We start from the raw sequence: 19,596 nt of genomic DNA on the forward strand, positions 1-19,596 counted from the left end.
TCTGTGCACAGCGTTGCACGTAACTGTGCGTAGCGAAAGGGTTGCGCTTCGAATGTCCCCGATTCGAGTGGCCGAGTTATTCACAACGTGAGAGTTGTCCACAGTTCTCCACCAAGATCCACATCTTTTTCCGGGAGATCGCATGGTGATTCCACCCGTGAAGTCCGCGGGTTCCGGAATCACCTGTACCGGAATGTTCCGGGGCCTGCGTGAACGGCCTCGAGCAGCTGTGAGAAGGGGTGGAGATCGTGAACCGATCCCATGCGCGACAAGGATTCCCGATCGCCGAAGAGCGCTGCGGCGTACCGCTGGTCGTGACCGAGGACGTCGAACTGCTCGACGATCTGCTGCGCCTCTGCGCGGCGGCGGGTGCGGAACCGGAGGTCCACCACGGCGTACCGGAGGACCGTGAGGTGTGGCTCCGGGCCCCGCTGGTCCTGGTGGGCGACGACGCGGTGCGGCGGTGCCGCGGGCTCCCCCGGCGTCGCGGGGTGATGCTCGTCGGGCGGGACCAGGACTCGCCGGACGTGTGGCGCCAGGCCGTCGAGATCGGCGCCGAGCACGTGCTGAGGCTGCCCGACGCCGAGGGCTGGCTCATCGAGCAGCTCGCCAATGCGACGGAGGGGGCGGGACATCCCGCGCTCACGGTCGCGGTGGTGGGCGGCAGGGGTGGGGCCGGCGCGTCGACGCTCGCTTGCGCGCTCGCCGTGACCGCCGCCCGGGAGGGTCTGCGGTCCACGCTGATCGACGGTGATCCGCTGGGAGGCGGCATCGACGTCCTGCTCGGTGGAGAGCGCGCGGAGGGCCGGAGATGGCCCGATTTCGCCCACACCAGGGGTCGGCTCGGGAGTGGTGTCCTGGAGGACTCCCTGCCCGCCCTGCACGGGCTGCGGGTGCTCAGCCGTGGGCGTGAGTGCGGCGGTGTCGTGCCTCCCCCGGCGGTACGGTCGGTGCTCGCGGCCGCCCGGCGGCTGGGCGGCGTGGTGGTCGTGGACCTGCCTCGCCAGGTGGACGAGGGGGTCGCGGAAGCGCTCTCCCAGTCCGATCTCGGGCTGCTGGTGGTGCCGGGGGAACTGCGCGCCGTGGCAGCCGCGAAGTGTGTGGCGTCGGCGGTCGGGACGGCCCTCGCCGATCTGCGGGTGGTGGCCCGGGCGCCGTTCGCCCCCGGCCTGGACGGTCCCTGGGTGGCCCGCGCGCTTGCCCTGCCGCTTCTGGGGGAACTCCCGGTGGAACCGGGGGTGTCGGCGCATCAGGACGGTGTCCTTCCGCCGGGTGCCGGACCGCGTGGACCTCTCGCCCGATTCTGTGCCGCTTTCTGGGAGAAGGCGTACGTAGGCGGACTTCCCGTTCCGGTGGGAGGGGCGTCGTGACCGAGGCGCTGCTGGACGCCGTGCGGCAGCGGCTGGCGCTCAGCGGGACGGTGCCGACACCGGCGGGCGTGGCCGCCGCGGTGCGGGCGCAGGGCGGGCTGCTGGGGGACCAGGAAATCCTGGGGGTGGCGGCCGAGTTGCGCGGTGAGCTGGTCGGCACGGGGGTGCTGGAGCCGTTGCTCGCCGACGCGGCGGTGACCGATGTCCTGGTCTCGGCGCCGGACCGGGTGTGGGTGGACCGGGGCGGCGGTCTGGAGCTGACCGGTGTCACCTTCCCCGACTCCGCGGCCGTGCGGAGGCTCGCGCAGCGTCTCGCGGCGGTGGCCGGCCGACGACTGGACGACGCCCGGCCCTGGGTGGACGCGCGGCTGCCGGACGGGACGCGGATGCACGCGGTACTGCCTCCGGTGTCCGTCGGGTCGACCTGTCTCTCCCTGCGTGTCGTCCGTCCCCGGGCTTTCACCCTGGAGGAGCTCGTCAGGGAGGGGACGTTGCCGCCGGGCGGCGAACGGCTGCTGCGGAGCCTGGTGCGCGCCCGGGTCTCCTACCTCATCAGCGGGGGCACCGGGGCGGGGAAGACCACCCTGCTGTCGAGCCTGCTGGGTGAGGTCGGAGCGCACGAACGGATCGTGCTGGCCGAGGACTCGGCCGAACTGCGTCCGGACCACCCGCACGTGGTGCGGCTGGAGTCCCGGCCCGCCAACCAGGAGGGGGCGGGGCTGGTGACCCTTCGGGACCTGGTCCGCCAGGCCCTGCGCATGCGCCCGGACCGACTGGTCGTCGGCGAGGTGCGCGGGCCTGAAGTGTCGGATCTGCTGGCCGCGTTGAACACCGGGCACGAGGGCGGGTGCGGGACGGTGCACGCCAATGCGGCATCGCACGTACCCGCTCGCCTGGAGGCGCTGGGTACGGCCGCGGGGCTCGACCGGCCCGCGCTGCACAGCCAGTTGGCCGCTGCGCTCTCCGTGGTGATCCACCTGGTGCGCGATCGGACGGGACGCCGGCGACTTGCCGAGGTCCATGTGCTGGAACGCGACTCCGACGGGCTGGTGTTCACCGTGCCGGCGCTGACGGGCGCGGCGGACGGCTTCGTACGGGCCCCGGGCTGGCAGAGGCTGGCGGCGCTCGTCGGGGGTGCCTGGTGACCGGAGTGACGCCCGCGTTCACGACGTGGGGAGCGACGGCCTGTGCCGCCCTCACGGTTCTGCTGGTCGTACGCCGCGCTTCCGGCGGGACGGCGCGGGAAAGGTGCGCGGAAGTGGTGCGGGGTGCCTCGGCCGCGCGCGGCGGGGGCGTGTACCTGACGGGGACGGTGGCGCGGAATGCGTCGGTGGTGCGCGCGCGGGCGGGTGAGCTGCTGATACGCCGTCGTGAATGGGCCTGTGCTCCGGTCGCCGTGGCACTCGCGGTCCTCGGGGAGTCGTGGCTGCCGTTGATCGCGGGCGCGGCGGCGGTGCCGCTGGTGCGTCGGTGGCTGCGGGGACGGGCCGGACGGGCCGCGTACGAGCGGTCGGACGAGGCGGTCGTGGCGCTCTGCGGGGCGGTCGTCGGTGAACTGCGCGCCGGCCGCGAACCGGGACAGGCGTTGATCCGTGCGGTACGGGAGACGCGCGGGCTGGGTCCCGCCGAGTCGGCGGTGCTCGCCGCGGCGAGGTTCGGCGGTGATGTGCCTGCCGCGCTGCACCGCGCGTCCCTCCCCCCGGGGCCGGCGTCGCTGGCCGGCGTCGCGGCGTGCTGGCGGGTGTCGGTGGACGGCGGCGCCGGACTCGCGGCGGGGCTGGACCGGCTGGAGGGAGCCTTGCGGGCGGAGCGGCGACGCAGGGAGGAGCTGCGGGCCCGGCTCGCCGGGGCCTGGTCGACGGTGGTGGTGCTGGCGCTGCTGCCGCTGGCAGGGCTGGGCATGGGTGCCGCGCTCGGGGCCGAGCCCCTGCGCGTGCTGCTGCACACCCCGGCTGGGCTGTTCTGCCTGGCGGCGGGGCTGGTGCTGGAGGCGGTCGGGCTCGGCTGGGCGGGCTGGATCGTGCGTGCGGGGGACGAGGGGTGAACGCCGTGCCCGGAGAAGTTGTCCACAGGCTGGGGATCTGCGTCCCCGCGGGCGCTGCGCTCTTGTGCCTGGTGGTGTCGGTGACCGGAAGCCGTCGGGAAAGGACCCGGCGCAGGCGATGCGAGGGGCTCCTCGGAAGGACGGGCAGCGCTACGGACCCGTTCCGCGGGAAGCGGGCGCGGCGGGTGCCGTCCCGTTCGGCCCCGGCGGTCCGTGACGCTGTGACGCGGTGGGGAGAGCCGCTCGGTGCGGGTCTGGCCGCGTGGATTCTCGTCGGCGGAGTCATGGGGGCCTTGGCCGGTGTGGGGGCGGCCGCTGCGGTGCGGCGCCTCCGTCCGACCGGACGGACCCGGCGAGCGGCCGGTTCCGCGGGGCCGGACGTTGACGTGGCGTCGGCGGCGGACGAGGCGTCGGCGGCCCGGCAACTCCCGCTGGCGGCCGATCTGCTGGCCGCGTGCATCTCCGCCGGTGCCGGTCCCCGGCAGGCCGCCGAAGCCGTGGGGGAGTCGCTCCGGGGACCCCTCGGTGAGCGACTGGTCCGTGCCGCCGTCGAGATCCGTCTGGGCGGAGATCCCAGCCGTGCGTGGGGCCTTCTCGGGGAGATCCCGGGGGCGGGTCCGCTGGCCCGGTGTCTGGACCGTGCAGGTGAGACCGGGGCTCCGGCGGCGGAGCCGGTCGCCCGGCTGGCGGACGCCATACGTTCCGCGCGCGCCGATGCCGCCGTGGCGAGGGCCCAGCGCGCGGGCGTGCTGATCACGGCCCCCGTGGGTCTCTGCTTTCTCCCGGCCTTCCTGGCGGTCGGGGTCGCCCCGGTGATCGTCGGCCTGGCGGGAGGAATCCTGCACGCCGGCTGAACGGGCTGCCGAAATCCTTTTCTCACGGGCGCGCCGAAGGTGCGCCCGTCGTCCAACCATGCCCGACGAAGGGCGGAACGAGGGCTGAAATGAACATCGGGACGGGTGTCGGAGTGGACATCGAAACGAGTGGATACGTCTCCGGCGGCACGCGCGGCGGAAAGGTGGGTGGCCGACGCGGACGCCATGGCCTGGGCAGGGAGGTGCGACCGGCGCGATGCCGGCTCCCCAGGCTCCCCGCGTTCGGAACGGGCGACGGAAGGCGGGGAGCCGGAAGGCTGGGCGCCGTCGTGCGGGGAGCCGGGTGGCGGGACTGGTGGATCCGTCGGTACGGCCGGTCCGACCGCGGGATGACCACGTCCGAGTACGCCATGGGAACGATCGCCGCCTGCGCGTTCGCCGCCGTGCTCTACAAAGTGGTCAACAGCGGAGCGGTCCGGGACGCGTTGCAGTCGCTGATCAAGGGGGCGCTCGATGGAACGTTCTGAGCGGGTGGACGGGTCGCAACGGGAGCGTCCGGGGGGCGGGCGCGCCTTTCGGGTCCGGTGCGGCGGCGGGGACACGGGGTCGGTCACCGCCGAGGCCGCGATGGTGCTGCCGGTGCTGGTGGCCCTCGCACTGGTGCTGGTCTGGGCGCTGGTGGCGGCAGCCGACCAGATCCGCTGCGTGGACGCGGCCCGGGCCGGTGCGCGGGCCGCCGCGCGGTCGGAACCGGAGTCGGCGGTGCGGGACGCGGCCACCGCGGCCGCCCCCGCCAGGGCACGGGTCGTCGTGCGGAGGGAGGGGGCGCTCTGGCGCGTACGCGTGGAGGCGCCCACACCCGGGCCGCGCGCCCTGGCGCTCACCCTGAGCGCCGACGCGGCAGCCCTGGCCGAGGACACGGTGGGTGCCGGTCCCGGGAGCGCCGACGGAAGCGCGGACACCGCCGGAGACGTGCCATGATCCCGCTCGGCGGTCGCCCCCGTCTCCGGAGCCGTGGCGTTCAGGGGTGCCGTGATCGGGGAGTGGCGACCGTGTGGGTGGCCCTGACGGTGGCCACTCTGTGCGCCGTCTGCGGGGTGATCCTCGCCTTCGGACAGGCGGTCGCGGCTCGGCACCGGGCCGGCGGGGCCGCTGACCTGGCTGCCCTCGCCGCGGCCGACCAGGCTCTCCAGGGGCAGGCGGCGGCCTGCGCGGCGGCCCGGCGGGTGGCGGACGCGCAGGGCGCAGTGCTGGTGCGGTGCCGGGTGCGGGGAGAGATCGCCGATGTGACGGCCCGCGCGCCTTTCTGGCCGTACGCGCCGGAGGTCAGGTCCCGCGCGGGGCCTCCGGTGGCGCAGGCGGCGCTGCCCGGCCCCCCGGTGCGGGACGGCTCCCCGGTGCAGGACGGCTCCCCGGCGCAGGTCCGCCCCCCGGTGCAGGTTGGCCCTCCGGTGCCGACGGGTCCGCCGGGGCGGCCCTGAGGAGTTCGGTCAGGAGCCGTACCGCTCCCCGCTTGTGAAGGGGCTCGTTGCCGTTGCCGCACTTGGGGGACTGGATGCAGGAGGGGCACCCCGCCTCGCACTCGCATGACGCGATCGCTTCCCGGGTCGCGGTGAGCCAGGCGCGGGCGGTGTGGAAGGCCCGCTCGGCGAACCCGGCGCCGCCGGGATGGCCGTCGTACACGAAGACGGTGGGCAGCAGGGTGTCGGGGTGCAGCGGTACGGAGACCCCGCCGATGTCCCAGCGGTCGCAGGTGGCGAAGAAGGGGAGCATCCCGATCGACGCGTGCTCGGCGGCGTGCAGCGCACCGCCGAGGATCTCCGGGTTGATCCGGGCCGCGTCGAGCTGGTCCTCGGTGACGGTCCACCAGACGGCCCGGGTCCGCAGGGTGCGGGGCGGCAGTTCGAGCTTGGTCTCGCCCAGCACCTCTCCGGTGATCAGCTTCCGGCGCAGGAAGGAGACGACCTGGTTGGTGACCTCCACGGAGCCGTAGCAGAGCCGCCCGTCGCCCCAGGGGATGGTGGTGTCGGTCTCCAGGACGGTGATGGCGGTGGTGTCGCGGGCGTTCGTCGAGTACGGCGGGTTCGCCTCCTCCACGAGCGCGACGGAGTCCTCCAGGTCCAGCTTCCGCACCAGGTAGGTGCGGCCCTGGTGGAGGTGGACGGCTCCCTCGTGCACCGCGGTGTGGGAGGCGGCCTCGTCGACGGTCCCCAGCAGCCTGCCGGTGCCCTCCTCGACGATCTGCACCGGCCGGCCTCCGCCGCCCCGGATGTCGGTGAGGTCGGCGGCGCGCTCGCGGCGGGTCCAGTGCCAGCCGGCCGCCCGCTTGCGGAGCAGCTTCGCCGCCTCCAACTGCGGCAGCAGCTCAGGCACGGTGGGACCGAAAAGGTCGAGGTCGGCTGCGGTGAGCGGCAGTTCCGCGGCGGCCGCGCACAAGTGCGGGGCGAGCACGTAGGGGTTGTCCGGGTCCAGCACGGTCGATTCCACCGGCTGGTGGAACAGGGCCTCCGGGTGGTGCACGAGGAAGGTGTCCAGCGGGTCGTCCCGTGCCACCAGAACGGCCAGGGCGCCCTCGCCCGAGCGGCCGGCGCGGCCCGCCTGCTGCCAGAGGGAGGCCCGGGTGCCCGGGTAACCGGCGATGACGACGGCGTCCAGACCGGAGACGTCGATTCCCAGTTCGAGGGCGGTGGTGGCGGACAGACCCAGGAGTTCACCGGAGTGCAGGGCCCGCTCCAGCGCGCGGCGTTCCTCCGGCAGGTAGCCGCCCCGGTAGGCCGCGACCCGGCCCGGCAGCGAGCGGTCGACCTCGGCCAGCCGCTCCTTGGTGATCACGGAGATGAGTTCCGCACCCCGCCGGGAGCGGACGAAGGCGACCGTACGCACACCCTGGAGAGTCAGGTCGGTGAGCAGGTCGGCGGTCTCCGCGGTGGCGGTACGCCGCACGGGCGCGCCCTTCTCGCCCCGCATCTCGGTGAGGGGCGGCTCCCAGAGCGCGAAGACGAGTTCGCCGCGGGGGGAGGCGTCGTCGGCGATCTCCTTGACCGGCAGGCCGGTGAGCCGGCCGGCCGCGACCGACGGCTCGGCCGCGGTCGCCGAGGCGAGCAGGAAGACCGGATCGGAGCCGTACCGGGCACACAGCCGCCGCAGGCGGCGCAGGACTTGGGCGACGTGCGAGCCGAAGACGCCCCGGTACGTATGGCACTCGTCGATGACGACGAAGCGCAGAGCGCGCAGGAAGGAGGCCCAGCGGGGATGGGACGGCAGGATTCCCCGGTGCAGCATGTCGGGGTTGGTGAGGACGTAGTTGGCGTACTGGCGTACCCACTCGCGTTCCTCCACGGGCGTGTCGCCGTCGTAGACGGCGGGCCTGACCGCGTTCCCCAGCGGCGAGGCGAGGGCCTTCACCGACCGGCGCTGGTCGGCCGCGAGAGCCTTCGTGGGGGAGAGGTAGAGAGCGGTCGCCGCACGTCCGTTCGGGGCCTCGGAGCCGTCGAGCAGCGCGCTGAGTACCGGGGCGAGGTACGCGAGCGACTTTCCGGACGCCGTGCCGGTGGCGATCACCACGGATTCGCCGTCGAGCGCGCACTCGGCCGCTGCTGCCTGGTGGACCCACGGATGATCGATTCCGGCGCGCCCGATGGCCGCGATCACTTCCGGACGGATGCGATCCGGCCAGATGGCATGGGTTCCCGGTCGCGGGGGCAAGTGCTCCGTATGAGTGATGCGCGCGGCCCGGCCCGCCCCTGCGGCGAGCCGGTCGAGGATCATGTCGGGAGAGGGGCGGGAGTCTCCGCTCTCGGTGGGTCCGCTGGGGCGGTGATTCTTGGCCATCGGCACCGAGTGTGTCACTGGCGTGACGGACAATGGTCCCAAGGCGTCGTGCATGGCTGCTGGTAAGTGATTGAATGCCATCGCGGCTGGCGATCCGTCCCCTGGCTCCGTCGGGGAGACCGAGGGGCGACCGCTCGATAGCAAGGTGCTGGAGGATCCGTGGACCTGTCCCTGTCGACTCGCAATGTGTCCGGCCCTGGTGGCGACCGTACGGTCGTCGAGGTCGGTGGCGAGATTGATGTGTATACCGCGCCCAAGCTGCGCGAGCAGTTGGTCGAGTTGGTGAATGACGGCAGTTACCACCTGGTCGTCGACATGGAGGGCGTCGACTTCCTCGACTCCACCGGTCTCGGCGTGCTGGTGGGTGGCCTGAAGCGTGTCCGGGCCCATGAGGGCTCTCTGCGCCTGGTCTGCAACCAGGAGCGCATTCTCAAGATCTTCCGGATCACGGGCCTGACCAAGGTGTTTCCGATTCACACCACGGTCGACGAGGCCGTCGCCGCGACCGACTGACGTCGGATCGGCCCGCCGGCCCCGGCCGGCGGACCGCGGACGGCCCGGACGGCAGCCGCCGCGCCGGGCCGCGCTGAGCAGGCGGCCGACCTCGTGTCGGCCGTCCGCTCCGTGGGCTCCGGAAGAGACCAGGGGTACGGGCGCCAGGCCCGGGCCTCTGAGAAGCACGCCCTACGTTCGAGGGGGATCTCATGGCCACCGTTGAACTCCGCTTCAGCGCACAGCCTGAACATGTCCGGACGGCCCGCCTGGTGGCAGCCGCTGTGGCACGCCGGGCCGGCGTCGACGAAGCGGTGCTCGACGAGGTCAGGCTCGCGGTGGGCGAGGCGTGCAGCCGGGCGGTCGGGCTGCACCACGCTCATGGCATCGACACCCCGGTGGCCGTGGTGCTGACGGACGAGGAGAAGTCGTTCTCCATCGAGGTCGGCGACGACGTGCCGGGTCCGGGAAACGATGCCGCAGGTGCCGTTCCCGGCGCTCGCCAGGCCTCGCCGGTCGTACCGGTGGGACTCGACGACCCGGAGCCCGAGCCCGACGGTGAGGGTGAGGACGAGATGGGCCTCGCCGTCATCAAGGGCCTGGTCGACGACGTGGAGGTCCGCTCGGGGGCGAATGGCGGCGTGATCCGTATGACGTGGCCGACCGCACCCGCCGTGGTCTTTCCCTGACGTTTCTTCGTCGGCCGAGGCTGCTCCCGGCCTGCCCGGCCTGCCCGGCCTGCCCGGCCTGCCCGGAACGTAGCTGTACGGAGCCCGTGTTGGCCGACCCGGCTGCCCCGGCTCGCTCATCGGTTCTGCGTGCCCACGCTCGGTCCGCAGCTTTCTGCCCCTGTCCAAAAATGACGAACGCTCACCTCGTGTACGGCTCATGACGGCTGACGGTGAGCCGGCCGTACGGTCCGAGCGGTGGTGTTCGTGAGCGGGGTGTTCATCCATTCGGGTGAAGGTGGAGCAGCTGTCCGTGATGGGGTTCGCCTGGTCGGCGTGGGTGCGGAGGGTGAGTTGAATCTCCCCCGATCCTCTTGATGCAAATGGCTGCAAAAGGGCACGTACCGGGAGACCGGCGCCCGGTTGTCGCCCACTTGGCGTGTAAGTTCCGGGGCCGAGAGCCTTGGAAGGGACCGATTCGGTGAACAAGAAGCTTGCGGCCGCACTGTCCGGCGGTGCGGTACTCGTACTGGCGCTGGCGGGTTGCAGCGACGACAGCAACGACGAGGTCGACGACTGGGCCAAGAAGGTGTGCGACCAGATCCATCCGCAGCTGCAGAAGATCGCGGACGCCAACGCCGCCATCCAGGAGCAGACCGCGGACAACAGCCAGCCCGCCGACGTGCAGCGGACCGACTCGGCCGCCTTCCAGCAGATCTCGGAGGCGTACAAGGCGCTCGGCTCGGCCGTGGACTCGGCCGGCGCCCCGCCCGTCGACGACGGTGAGGCCACTCAGCAGGAGGCGGTGAAGGGGCTCAACGCCTCTTCCGAGGCGTACGCGCAGCTCAAGACCAAGGTGGACGCGCTCGACACCGAGGACCAGGCGAAGTTCGCCGACGGTCTCGCGGACATCGCGGACGAGCTGAAGAACATCAGCGGCAGCGGCGCCGACGCGTTGAACAAGCTGCAGTCCGGCGAGGTCGGGAACGCGATGGCCAAGCAGGACAGCTGCAAGAGCCCCTCGGCCTCCGCCTCCCCCGGATCGGGCGCCCCGGCCTCCTCGGCCAAGGCCTCGTAGCCTCCGCGGCACTGGGCCCGGTCACCCCTCGTGGGGGACCGGGCCGCTGCCGTTGTCGGTGGGAGCGGCGACAATGGGGGCGTGAGTACGAAGAGCCCCTCAGCACCGACGAGCCCCTCCGGGCACCGCCTTCCGCGGTCCGAGCACGTTCCCGCACTCCGTGAGGCGCTGCTCGCTGCCGCGTTCACGGCGGACGGACTCCTGGAACTGCTCGGGGCCCCGGCCTACGCGGCCCTCGCGCGCGCCGAGACGGTTCCCGCGCTGCGCGCCACCCGGGGCGACACGGCCCTCGACACGCTGGTGCGGCTTTTCCTCCTTCAGCGGCCGGTCCCGGCGGACCGGGCGGAAGCAGCCCTTCCGCTCGCCCTCTGCCTGGCGGACGGCTGGGTGCGCGAGGCGGACGGGGAAGTGCGGGCGACCGTCGACGTCCGCCCGTACGGCGGCCCCGAGGGGGAGGACTGGTTCATCGTCTCCGACCTCGGCTGTGCCGTCGGTGGCGCGGGCGGTATCGGATCGCACGAGGAAGGGGTCGTCCTCGGCGTCGGCGGCGCGTCCACCACGCTCGCCGGGATCACGGTCCGTACCCCGGTGGCCTCCGCTCTCGACCTGGGTACGGGCTCAGGTATCCAGGCGCTCCACGCGGCGCAGCACGCCACGCGCGTCACCGCCACCGACCTCAATCCGCGTGCCCTGGACTTCACGAGGCTCACGCTCGCTCTCTCCGGCGCCGCCCCGGCCGATCTGCGGGAGGGCTCCCTCTTCGAGCCGGTCGCCGACGAGACCTACGACCTGATTGTCTCGAATCCGCCGTTCGTCATCTCTCCCGGTGCCCGCCTGACGTACCGCGACGGCGGCATGGGCGGCGACGATCTCTGCCGCACCCTGGTCCAGCAGTCGGGCGCCCGGCTGAACGAAGGCGGGTACGCCCAGTTCCTCGCCAACTGGCAGCACGTGGAGGGCGAGGAATGGCAGGACCGGCTCCGTTCCTGGGTGCCGGCCGGTTGCGACGCCTGGATCGTGCAGCGCGAGGTGCGGGACGTCACGCAGTACGCCGAGCTGTGGCTGCGCGACAGCGGCGACCACCGTTCCGACCCGGCCGAGTACACCTCCCGGTACGAAGCCTGGCTCGACGAGTTCGAGAAGCACGGGACCACCGCGGTCGGATTTGGCTGGATCACGGTTCGTAAATCCGCCGCGGCCGCGGCCGGGAAGCCGTCGATCGTCGTGGAGGAGTGGCCGCACTCGATCGAGCAGCCCCTCGGCCCGGCCGTCCTCGCGCACTTCGACCGCCAGGACTATCTGCGAGCCCAGGACGATGCCTCGCTGCTCGCGGGCCATTTCGTGCTCGCCGAGGAAGTCGTCCAGGAGCAGGTCGGGCTGCCGGGCGCCGAGGACCCCGAGCACGTGGTGCTCCGGCAGCACCGCGGCATGCGCCGGGCCACCAAGGTCGACTCGGTGGGCGCCGGGTTCGCGGGCGTCTGCGACGGTTCGCTGCCGGCCGGCCGCATCCTCGACGCCATCGCCCAGCTGATGGGCGAGGACCCGGTGCTGCTGCGGGACCGTACGCCCCAGGCGATCCGGCTCCTGGTCGAGGAGGGCTTCCTGGAACCGGTGGTTCCGGGAGCGGGCGGGGCCGGGCGCTCGGTCTGATCCGGCACGCGCGGTCCGACCCGCCGCGTACGGGCCGCACCCGACTCGCCGCACCCGACCTGCCGCACCCGACCTGCCGCACCCGACTCGCCGCACCCGACCTGACCCGACGCGCCGTGCGGCAGGCGCCACATGCCCTGAGCAGGGCGTACGCACCTGCCGCGTTCTGCGTCCCCCGGTGGGGCGGGCTGTTCGGGCGGGCGCCTTGGAGCGCTGTTCATCCGGGGTTCGTGTGGCCGTCGTCGAGGGGTGGCAGCCTCGCTCTGCGCGTCCTGGGGACGAGCCGGCCCCGCCGGGGTCCGGCCGCCCCGGACCGCCGGCCCGGCCCGGGCCAGGACAGGGGTGCGGAGACATGGAGAGCGGACCGGCGGTCCTCGCGGGATCGGCCTTCGCGCTGTTCGGCGCCGCGCTCCTCATCTGGACGGGGGCGCGTACGGCCCGTCGCGCGCCCGTGGCCCACGGAGTGAGCCCCGTCTCCGCCGCCGTGCTTTCCACGGTTTTCGGCGTAACTTTCCTCGTCCTCGGGGTGTGGGTCCTCACCGGCGTCTGATCGCGGCCGGTACGTCGGGCATTCGGCGGGCGGGCCCTCGGGAGCGCCCGCGCCGGTCCTCGGCGCGCCCCCTTCACACCTGCTTCGCACCCTCTCCGCGCCGCCTTCGCACCCCTTCCCCGCGGCCCGGAAACCCGCAGGCAGCGGCCGTACGCGGTGCGGAACGGACAGTCCGGGCGGCAGGAATGCCGGAAGTCGGGTTACCGTTCGAGTGGCCGTTGCGGGCTTTTGCCGTTTGACACGGGGGCGGGTTGTACCGTCACACTCCGCAGCGACAGCACCTCCAGTGGCTCCAGGCCGCCGTGTGGATGCGCATCGAGTGCCGACCGGAGAGAAGAGCGAAGTTGTCCCCGACCAGCGAGACCGCAGAGGGCGGCCGCCGACTCGTCATCGTCGAGTCGCCTGCCAAGGCGAAGACGATCAAGGGCTATCTCGGCCCCGGATACGTCGTCGAGGCGAGCGTCGGGCACATCCGCGACCTCCCGAACGGCGCGGCCGAGGTCCCCGACGAGTACACCGGCGAGGTCCGGCGGCTCGGGGTCGACGTCGAACACGACTTCCAGCCCGTCTACGTGGTCAACGCGGACAAGAAGGCCCAGGTCAGGAAGCTCAAGCAGCTGCTGGCCGAGTCCGACGAACTCTTCCTCGCCACCGATGAGGACCGCGAGGGCGAAGCCATCGCGTGGCACCTGCAGGAAGTCCTGAAGCCCAAGGTCCCGGTCCACCGGATGGTCTTCCACGAGATCACCAAGGACGCGATCCGGGCCGCCGTCGCCAACCCGCGCGAGCTCAACCAGCGCATGGTCGACGCCCAGGAGACCCGCCGTATCCTCGACCGCCTCTACGGCTACGAGGTCTCGCCGGTCCTCTGGAAGAAGGTCATGCCCCGGTTGTCCGCGGGCCGTGTCCAGTCCGTCGCCACCCGGCTCGTCGTCGAGCGGGAGCGCGAGCGCATCGCCTTCCGTTCCGCCTCGTACTGGGACCTGACGGGCACGTTCGCCACCGGCCGTACCGGTGACGCCTCGGACCCGTCCACCCTGATCGCCCGTCTCAGCGCGGTCGACGGGCGCCGCGTCGCCCAGGGCCGCGACTTCGGTGCCGACGGGCAGCTGAAGGCCGCCTCCGGCCAGGTCGTGCACCTGGACGAGACGAACGCCCGCGCCCTGGCCGCCGCCCTCGCCGACTCCGCCTTCGCGGTCCGCTCGGTCGAGTCGAAGCCGTACCGCCGCTCGCCGTACGCCCCGTTCCGTACGACCACCCTCCAGCAGGAGGCGAGCCGCAAGCTGGGCTTCGGGGCCAAGGCCACCATGCAGGTCGCGCAGAAGCTGTACGAGAACGGCTTCATCACCTACATGCGTACGGACTCCACGACCCTCTCGGACACGGCGATCAACGCCGCCCGGGCGCAGGTCACCCAGCTCTACGGCGCCAACTACCTGCCGGAGAAGCCGCGCACCTACGCAGCCAAGGTCAAGAACGCGCAGGAGGCGCACGAGGCGATCCGCCCCTCCGGCGACCGCTTCCGCACCCCGGCCGAGACGGGTCTGACCGGCGACCAGTTCCGGCTGTACGAGCTGATCTGGAAGCGGACCGTCGCCTCCCAGATGAAGGACGCGGTCGGCAACTCCGTCACCGTCAAGATCGGTGGCCGGGCGAGCGACGGCCGGGACGCCGAGTTCTCCGCCTCCGGCAAGACGATCACCTTCCACGGCTTCATGAAGGCGTACGTCGAGGGCGCCGACGACCCGAACGCCGAGCTCGACGACCGCGAGCGCCGGCTGCCGCAGGTCGCCGAGGGCGACGCGCTCTCCGCCGAGGAGATCACCGCCGACGGCCACTCCACCAAGCCCCCGGCCCGCTACACCGAGGCCTCGCTGGTCAAGGAGCTCGAAGAGCGCGAGATCGGCCGGCCGTCGACGTACGCGTCGATCATCGGGACCATCCTCGACCGCGGCTACGTGTTCAAGAAGGGCACGGCGCTCGTCCCGTCGTTCCTCTCCTTCGCCGTCGTCAACCTGCTGGAGAAGCACTTCGGCCGGCTCGTCGACTACGACTTCACCGCGCGGATGGAGGACGACCTCGACCGCATCGCGCGGGGCGAAGCCCAGTCCGTGCCGTGGCTGAAGCGTTTCTACTTCGGAGCGGGCGAAGACACCGCCGGCGCGGGTGCGGCCTCCGACGCGGGCAACGGCGACGGCGACCACCTCGGCGGCCTGAAGGAGCTCGTCACCGACCTCGGCGCCATCGACGCCCGGGAGATCTCCTCGTTCCCCGTCGGCAACGACATCAAGCTCCGCGTCGGCCGGTACGGCCCGTACATCGAGCGCGGCGAGAAGGACTCCGAGGGCCACCAGCGCGCGGACGTCCCCGACGACCTGGCTCCGGACGAGCTCACCGTCGAGCACGCGGAAGAGCTGCTCGCCAAGCCGAGCGGCGACTTCGAACTGGGCACCGACCCCGTGTCCGGCAACCAGATCATCGCCAAGGACGGCCGGTACGGCCCGTACGTCACCGAGGTGCTGCCCGAGGGCACGCCGACGACCGGCAAGAACGCGGTGAAGCCGCGGACCGCCTCCCTCTTCAAGTCGATGGCGCTCGACACGGTGACGCTGGCCGACGCGCTCAAGCTGATGTCGCTGCCGCGCGTCGTCGGTCAGGACGCCGAGGGCGTCGAGATCACCGCGCAGAACGGCCGCTACGGCCCGTACCTGAAGAAGGGGACGGACTCGCGGTCGCTGACCACCGAGGACCAGCTCTTCGACATCACCCTCGACGAGGCCCTCGCCATCTACGCGCAGCCCAAGCAGCGCGGCCGGGCCGCCGCCAAGCCGCCGCTGAAGGAACTGGGCACCGACCCGGTCAGCGGTTCGCCGGTGGTCGTGAAGGACGGGCGCTTCGGCCCGTACGTCACCGACGGCGAGACCAACGCGACCCTGCGTACCGGCGACAGCGTCGAGGAGATCACGCCCGAGCGCGGGTACGAGCTGCTCGCCGAGAAGCGTGCCAAGGGACCCGTCAAGAAGAAGACGGCCGCGAAGAAGGCACCCGCCAAGAAGGCCACCACGGCGAAGAAGACCACCGCCGCGGCGAAGAAGACCACGGCCGCGGCCAAGAAGACCACCGCCGCGAAGAAGACCACGACGGCCAAGAAGACCACCGCCGCCGCGAAGAAGACCACGACGGCGAAGAAGGCGACGAGCTCGGCCGCCTCTTCCTCCTCTTCCTCCACGGCGACGACCACGGAGGACTGACCGCCCCGCCGGGCACGTCGGCCCGACGACCCGCGACACGCGACACGCGCGCCCGCCGCCATCCGTTTTCTCCACGGTGGCGGCGGACGTGTGTCCGGACCGCCTTCCCCTGGGAGTGGTTCCGGGAGAGGCCGAGGACACGGCGGGGGAGGTTTCCGGCCGGGTTTCCGGCCGAAGATTTCCCGGGCGCCGCACGGTCGTATGTTCGGGCGGGGCAACGGCGACCGTACGGCTGCCGATAGGCTGGACGGATGACGCGAGCCGAGCAGCCAACGGTCGTGAGCCCCACCTCCGACACTCTTGCCGCAGACTCACGCGAGCGCGCCCTACGGGCTCTGTTGCGCATCCAGCCGTTGAAGCGGTTGTGGAGCGCCCAGCTCGTCGGCGGGATCGGCGATGCACTCGCCTTCCTCGTGCTGGTGCTGCTGTCGCTGCAAGCAGCGGTCTTGGAGGGCTCATTCGGCACCGGATACCGCGGGGCGGCCTTCGCCGTCGCCGCCGTCTCCGGTGTCCGGATCCTTTCCACCGTGCTCTTCGGAGCCGTACTCCTGGGGCCGTTGACCTCGCTCACGTCACCGGGCGGGGTACTGGACCGGCGATGGCTGATGATCGGCGTCGACGGGCTGCGGCTCGCGCTGCTGGTCGTCGCGCCGCTCTGGATCGACTGGACACCGGACAACGCGCTCCTGATGATCCTGATCACCGTCTTCCTGGCCGGAGCCGGTGAGCGCCTCTGGGCGGTGGCCAAGGAGAGCGCGGCCCCCGCGCTGCTGCCTGCCCCGCCGATCGAGGGCGCGGCGGTGCGCCCGCTCCCCGACCACCTCGACGCGCTGCGCCGGCTCTCCCTGCGCACGGACTTCCTCGCGGTGCCCGCCGCCGCGGTGGTCCTGCTGGTGGCCACCCTGGTCGGCAACCTCCTGGGCGCGGGCCTCGACTGGTTCTCGCTGCACCAGGCGGCCCTGGCCTCGTACGTCGCGGCCGGGCTGTTCTCCGCGTCCATCTCGACCCTCTACTTCCTCGAACTGCCGGGCTTCCCCACCCCCCGGCCGCGCTCCCCGCTGGAGGGACTGCGCCGGAAGACCACCGGGGCGGACGGGGCCGGTGACGGCAAGGGCCGTACCGGTGCCCTCCCGCTGATCGTCGCCGCCTGCGCGGCGGTCTCCGGAGCGATCGCCGCGGCCGCCGGTGCCGCCGTGCTCCACGCGGCGGACCTGGGCGGCGGACCCGCCACGTACGCGCTGCTGGTCCTCGGACTGACCGGCGGCACCGCGCTCGGCATCCGTACCGCCGCCAAGGTGCTGCCCGCGCTGTCGCGGCGCCGGCTGCTCGCCCTCGCGCTCGCCTTCACCGGCGTGGCGCTGCTGGTGCTCGGCCTGGTGCCGGACACCGCGACCGGTCTGATGATCGCTCTGTTCGCCGGCTGGACCGCAGGGATCGCCGCGCACACCGGCCATGCCCTGATCGACCAGGAGACCGAGGAGCCGCGGCGGGCGAAGACCACCGAGCACCTCCAGGCGGTCGTCCGGGTGGCCGTCGCGCTCGGCGGTCTCGCGGGCCCGCTGCTGGCCGCCGCGTTCGGCCGGCACCGCCTCGTCGCCGGCGACTTCGTCTTCGCCCACGGCGGCGCCGCCTTCGCCCTGATGCTCGTCGGCGCCCTGCTGCTGCCCGTCGCCGCGCTCGTCCTCGCCAAGACGGACGACCGCGCGGGCGTACCGCTCCGGCGCGACCTGCGGGAGGCTCTGCGCGGCGGCGACCCGGCCGTCGCGCCCGCCGCCACCGGCTTCTTCATCGCCCTGGAGGGCGGCGACGGCGCCGGGAAGTCCACCCAGGTCGAGGCGCTCGCCTCGTGGATCCGGGCCAAGGGCCACGAGGTCGTGGTGACCCGCGAACCGGGGGCCACCCCGGTCGGCAAGCGGCTCCGCTCGATCCTCCTCGACGTCTCGTCCGCGGGGCTCTCCAACCGCGCCGAGGCCCTGCTGTACGCCGCCGACCGCGCCGAACACGTCGACTCCGTCGTGCGCCCGGCCCTGGAACGCGGCGCGGTCGTCATCTCCGACCGTTACATCGACTCCTCCGTCGCCTATCAGGGCGCGGGCAGGGACCTTTCGCCGGTGGAGATCGCCCGTATCTCGCGCTGGGCGACCTCCGGCCTCGTACCGCACCTGACGGTGCTGCTGGACGTCGACCCGGCCACCGCGCGGGAGCGGTTCACCGAGGCGCCGGACCGGCTGGAGTCCGAGCCGCCGGAGTTCCACGCCCGGGTGCGTTCCGGCTTCCTGACCCTCGCGGCGGCCGACCCGGTCCGCTACCTCGTCGTGGACGCGGGCCAGGAGCCCGCGGCCATCACCACCGTCGTACGCCACCGGCTCGACCGGGTCCTGCCCCTCTCCGAGGCCGAGATCAAGGCCCAGGAAGAGGCGCGCAAGGCGGCCGAGGAGGAGGCCCGGCGCAAGGCGGAGGAAGAGGCCGCCCGCAAGGCCGAGGAGGAGCGGCTGGAGCGCGAGCGCCAGGCGCAGCTCGCCAAGCTCCGCGCCGAGGAGGAGGAGCGCAAGCAGCGCGAGCTGGAGGAGGCCCGGCAGGCCGAGGCCGAGCGGCAGGCCGAGGAGGCCCGGCAACGCGCCGAGGAGCTCCGCCTCCGCGAGGAGGAGGACCGCCGGCGCCGTGAGGCCGAGGAGGAGGCGCGCGAGGCCGAGCAGGAGCGGCTGCGCCTCCAGGCCGCCGAGGAGGCCCGTCTCCGCAAGGAGGCCGAGGCGCTCCGGCTGGAGAAGCAGCGCAAGGCCGAGGAGGCCCTGGTCCGCGCGGAGGCTGCCCGCCGCCGTGCCGAGGAGGAGGCCGCCGAGCGTGCGGCGGCCGAGGCCGCTGTCCGGGCGAAGGCCGAGGCCGCGGCCCGTGCCGAGGCGGAGCGGGTGGCCGCGGAGCGCGCTGAGGCCGAGCGGGTCGCGGCCGAGCGCGCGGAGGCGGCCCGCAAGGCGGAAGCCGAGCGTGTGGAGGCCGAGCGTGTGGAGGCCGAGCGTGTGGCCCGGGACCCGTGGACGAAGTCGGGGTCGGTGGGTGCGGGCGGTGCCGGCGATTCGGCCGGTGAGGCTGGTGCTTCCGGTGCTTCCGGCGCCTCCGGCGACGAGCTGACGGTGCCGACGCCGCTGGTGAACCCGAACGAGGTCACTCAGCAGGTCCCGAAGGTGCGGCCGACGGAGGGCGGGCCGGACTCGTCCGCCGGTGGTCCCGACGGATCGCGTGGTGCGACGGGCCGTGCCGGGGCCGGTGGTTCCGCGGAGAACGACGAGACCACCGTGCTCCCCGCGTACCGCGAGCGGGCCGCCGAGGCGGACGAGACGACGGTTCTTCCGGCGTACCGCCCCGACGCTCCGGCCGACCGTGTTCCCCGGGGCATCTTCCGGGACGAGGACCCGGCGCCCTCCGCCGCGGAGAGCGAGACCGAGCGGACCCGCGAGCTGCCGCAGATCAGCGGCGATCCGGCGACCGACCGGGCCGCGTACGAGCGGTCGGGCCGTGCGCGCAGGCCGCGTCCGGACTGGGCCGAGGAGACCCCGCTGGACGATCTTCCGACCCTCGCCGACGAACTGCTCGGCGGGCACGACGAGGACGACGACCAGGACGGCTTCGGCAAGGGACGGCGGCGCCCGCGCCGCTGACGGACCGTCCCGCCGTACGCGTACGACCGAACGGACGCCCCCGGACCAGATCACCGGACCGGGGGCGTCCGGCGTCCGCGTCGGCGCCGGCCGGGTGGCGGGAGCCGGAAGCCGGGAGCCCCCGGATCCGCACGGCGGCGGGATTGTCGGTGGGGTCCGCCACAATGGAAGCGAAACACCGCACGACACCACCG

The 19,596-nt window shown here is 73.0% G+C and carries 14 protein-coding genes and 1 pseudogene; 14 read left to right on the forward strand and 1 reads right to left on the reverse strand.

Features of this window, described 5'->3' with window-relative positions:
* Nucleotides 1-314: 314 nt before the first annotated feature.
* The 7 genes and pseudogenes from ssd to OHA55_RS17035 all read left to right on the forward strand — a co-directional run.
* On the forward strand, nucleotides 315-1,370 hold the full coding sequence (ssd, locus tag OHA55_RS17005) for a septum site-determining protein Ssd (RefSeq protein ID WP_266710724.1): 1,056 nt from the start codon (nucleotides 315-317) through the stop codon (nucleotides 1,368-1,370).
* Nucleotides 1,367-2,515, forward strand: coding sequence for a TadA family conjugal transfer-associated ATPase (locus tag OHA55_RS17010; protein WP_266707196.1), 1,149 nt, complete (start codon nucleotides 1,367-1,369; stop codon nucleotides 2,513-2,515). Before ssd ends, OHA55_RS17010 begins: the two co-directional genes overlap by 4 nt.
* Before the next feature lie 167 nt (nucleotides 2,516-2,682).
* Nucleotides 2,683-3,414, forward strand: a complete 732-nt coding sequence (locus OHA55_RS17015; RefSeq protein WP_266710726.1) for a type II secretion system F family protein — start codon at nucleotides 2,683-2,685, stop codon at nucleotides 3,412-3,414.
* A gap of 29 nt (nucleotides 3,415-3,443) precedes the next feature.
* Nucleotides 3,444-4,268, forward strand: a complete 825-nt coding sequence (locus OHA55_RS17020; protein WP_266710728.1) for a type II secretion system F family protein — start codon at nucleotides 3,444-3,446, stop codon at nucleotides 4,266-4,268.
* A gap of 278 nt (nucleotides 4,269-4,546) precedes the next feature.
* Nucleotides 4,547-4,756 carry a DUF4244 domain-containing protein gene (locus tag OHA55_RS17025; RefSeq protein ID WP_266710730.1) on the forward strand — a complete coding sequence of 70 codons (210 nt, stop codon included), beginning with the start codon at nucleotides 4,547-4,549 and terminating at the stop codon, nucleotides 4,754-4,756.
* On the forward strand, nucleotides 4,743-5,210 hold the full coding sequence (locus OHA55_RS17030; RefSeq protein WP_266707198.1) for a TadE family type IV pilus minor pilin: 468 nt from the start codon (nucleotides 4,743-4,745) through the stop codon (nucleotides 5,208-5,210). Before OHA55_RS17025 ends, OHA55_RS17030 begins: the two co-directional genes overlap by 14 nt.
* A pseudogene (locus OHA55_RS17035) lies at nucleotides 5,207-5,581 on the forward strand (Rv3654c family TadE-like protein); the annotation flags it as partial. The gene OHA55_RS17030 and the pseudogene OHA55_RS17035, both read left to right, overlap by 4 nt.
* Here OHA55_RS17035 and OHA55_RS17040 read toward each other — a convergent pair.
* On the reverse strand, nucleotides 5,556-8,141 hold the full coding sequence (locus tag OHA55_RS17040) for a DEAD/DEAH box helicase (RefSeq protein ID WP_266707200.1): 2,586 nt from the start codon (nucleotides 8,139-8,141) through the stop codon (nucleotides 5,556-5,558). The pseudogene OHA55_RS17035 and the gene OHA55_RS17040 sit on opposite strands and share 26 nt — an antisense overlap.
* A gap of 78 nt (nucleotides 8,142-8,219) precedes the next feature.
* On the opposite strand from OHA55_RS17040, the gene OHA55_RS17045 reads away from it, so the two are divergent.
* From OHA55_RS17045 to tmk, 7 genes are all read left to right on the forward strand, one after another.
* Nucleotides 8,220-8,573: an STAS domain-containing protein gene (locus tag OHA55_RS17045; RefSeq protein ID WP_003967428.1), complete on the forward strand. Its 354-nt coding sequence runs from the start codon at nucleotides 8,220-8,222 to the stop codon at nucleotides 8,571-8,573.
* A gap of 191 nt (nucleotides 8,574-8,764) precedes the next feature.
* Complete coding sequence (locus tag OHA55_RS17050; RefSeq protein ID WP_266707202.1) at nucleotides 8,765-9,241, forward strand: ATP-binding protein; 477 nt, start codon at nucleotides 8,765-8,767, stop codon at nucleotides 9,239-9,241.
* Nucleotides 9,242-9,701: 460 nt separating this feature from the next.
* Nucleotides 9,702-10,298 carry a small secreted protein gene (locus OHA55_RS17055; RefSeq protein WP_266707204.1) on the forward strand — a complete coding sequence of 199 codons (597 nt, stop codon included), beginning with the start codon at nucleotides 9,702-9,704 and terminating at the stop codon, nucleotides 10,296-10,298.
* Between the two features lie 168 nt (nucleotides 10,299-10,466).
* Nucleotides 10,467-11,948 (forward strand): class I SAM-dependent methyltransferase, encoded by a 1,482-nt coding sequence (locus OHA55_RS17060; protein WP_266710732.1) that lies wholly within the window; start codon nucleotides 10,467-10,469, stop codon nucleotides 11,946-11,948.
* Between the two features lie 352 nt (nucleotides 11,949-12,300).
* Nucleotides 12,301-12,498, forward strand: coding sequence for a hypothetical protein (locus tag OHA55_RS17065; protein WP_266707206.1), 198 nt, complete (start codon nucleotides 12,301-12,303; stop codon nucleotides 12,496-12,498).
* Nucleotides 12,499-12,842: 344 nt separating this feature from the next.
* On the forward strand, nucleotides 12,843-15,749 hold the full coding sequence (gene topA / locus OHA55_RS17070) for a type I DNA topoisomerase (protein WP_266707208.1): 2,907 nt from the start codon (nucleotides 12,843-12,845) through the stop codon (nucleotides 15,747-15,749).
* A gap of 251 nt (nucleotides 15,750-16,000) precedes the next feature.
* Complete coding sequence (gene tmk / locus OHA55_RS17075; RefSeq protein WP_266707210.1) at nucleotides 16,001-19,402, forward strand: dTMP kinase; 3,402 nt, start codon at nucleotides 16,001-16,003, stop codon at nucleotides 19,400-19,402.
* Nucleotides 19,403-19,596 lie beyond the last annotated feature (194 nt).

Origin of the sequence: Streptomyces sp. NBC_00102 (genome assembly GCF_026343115.1) — a bacterium.
In the GTDB taxonomy this organism is placed as follows: domain Bacteria; phylum Actinomycetota; class Actinomycetes; order Streptomycetales; family Streptomycetaceae; genus Streptomyces.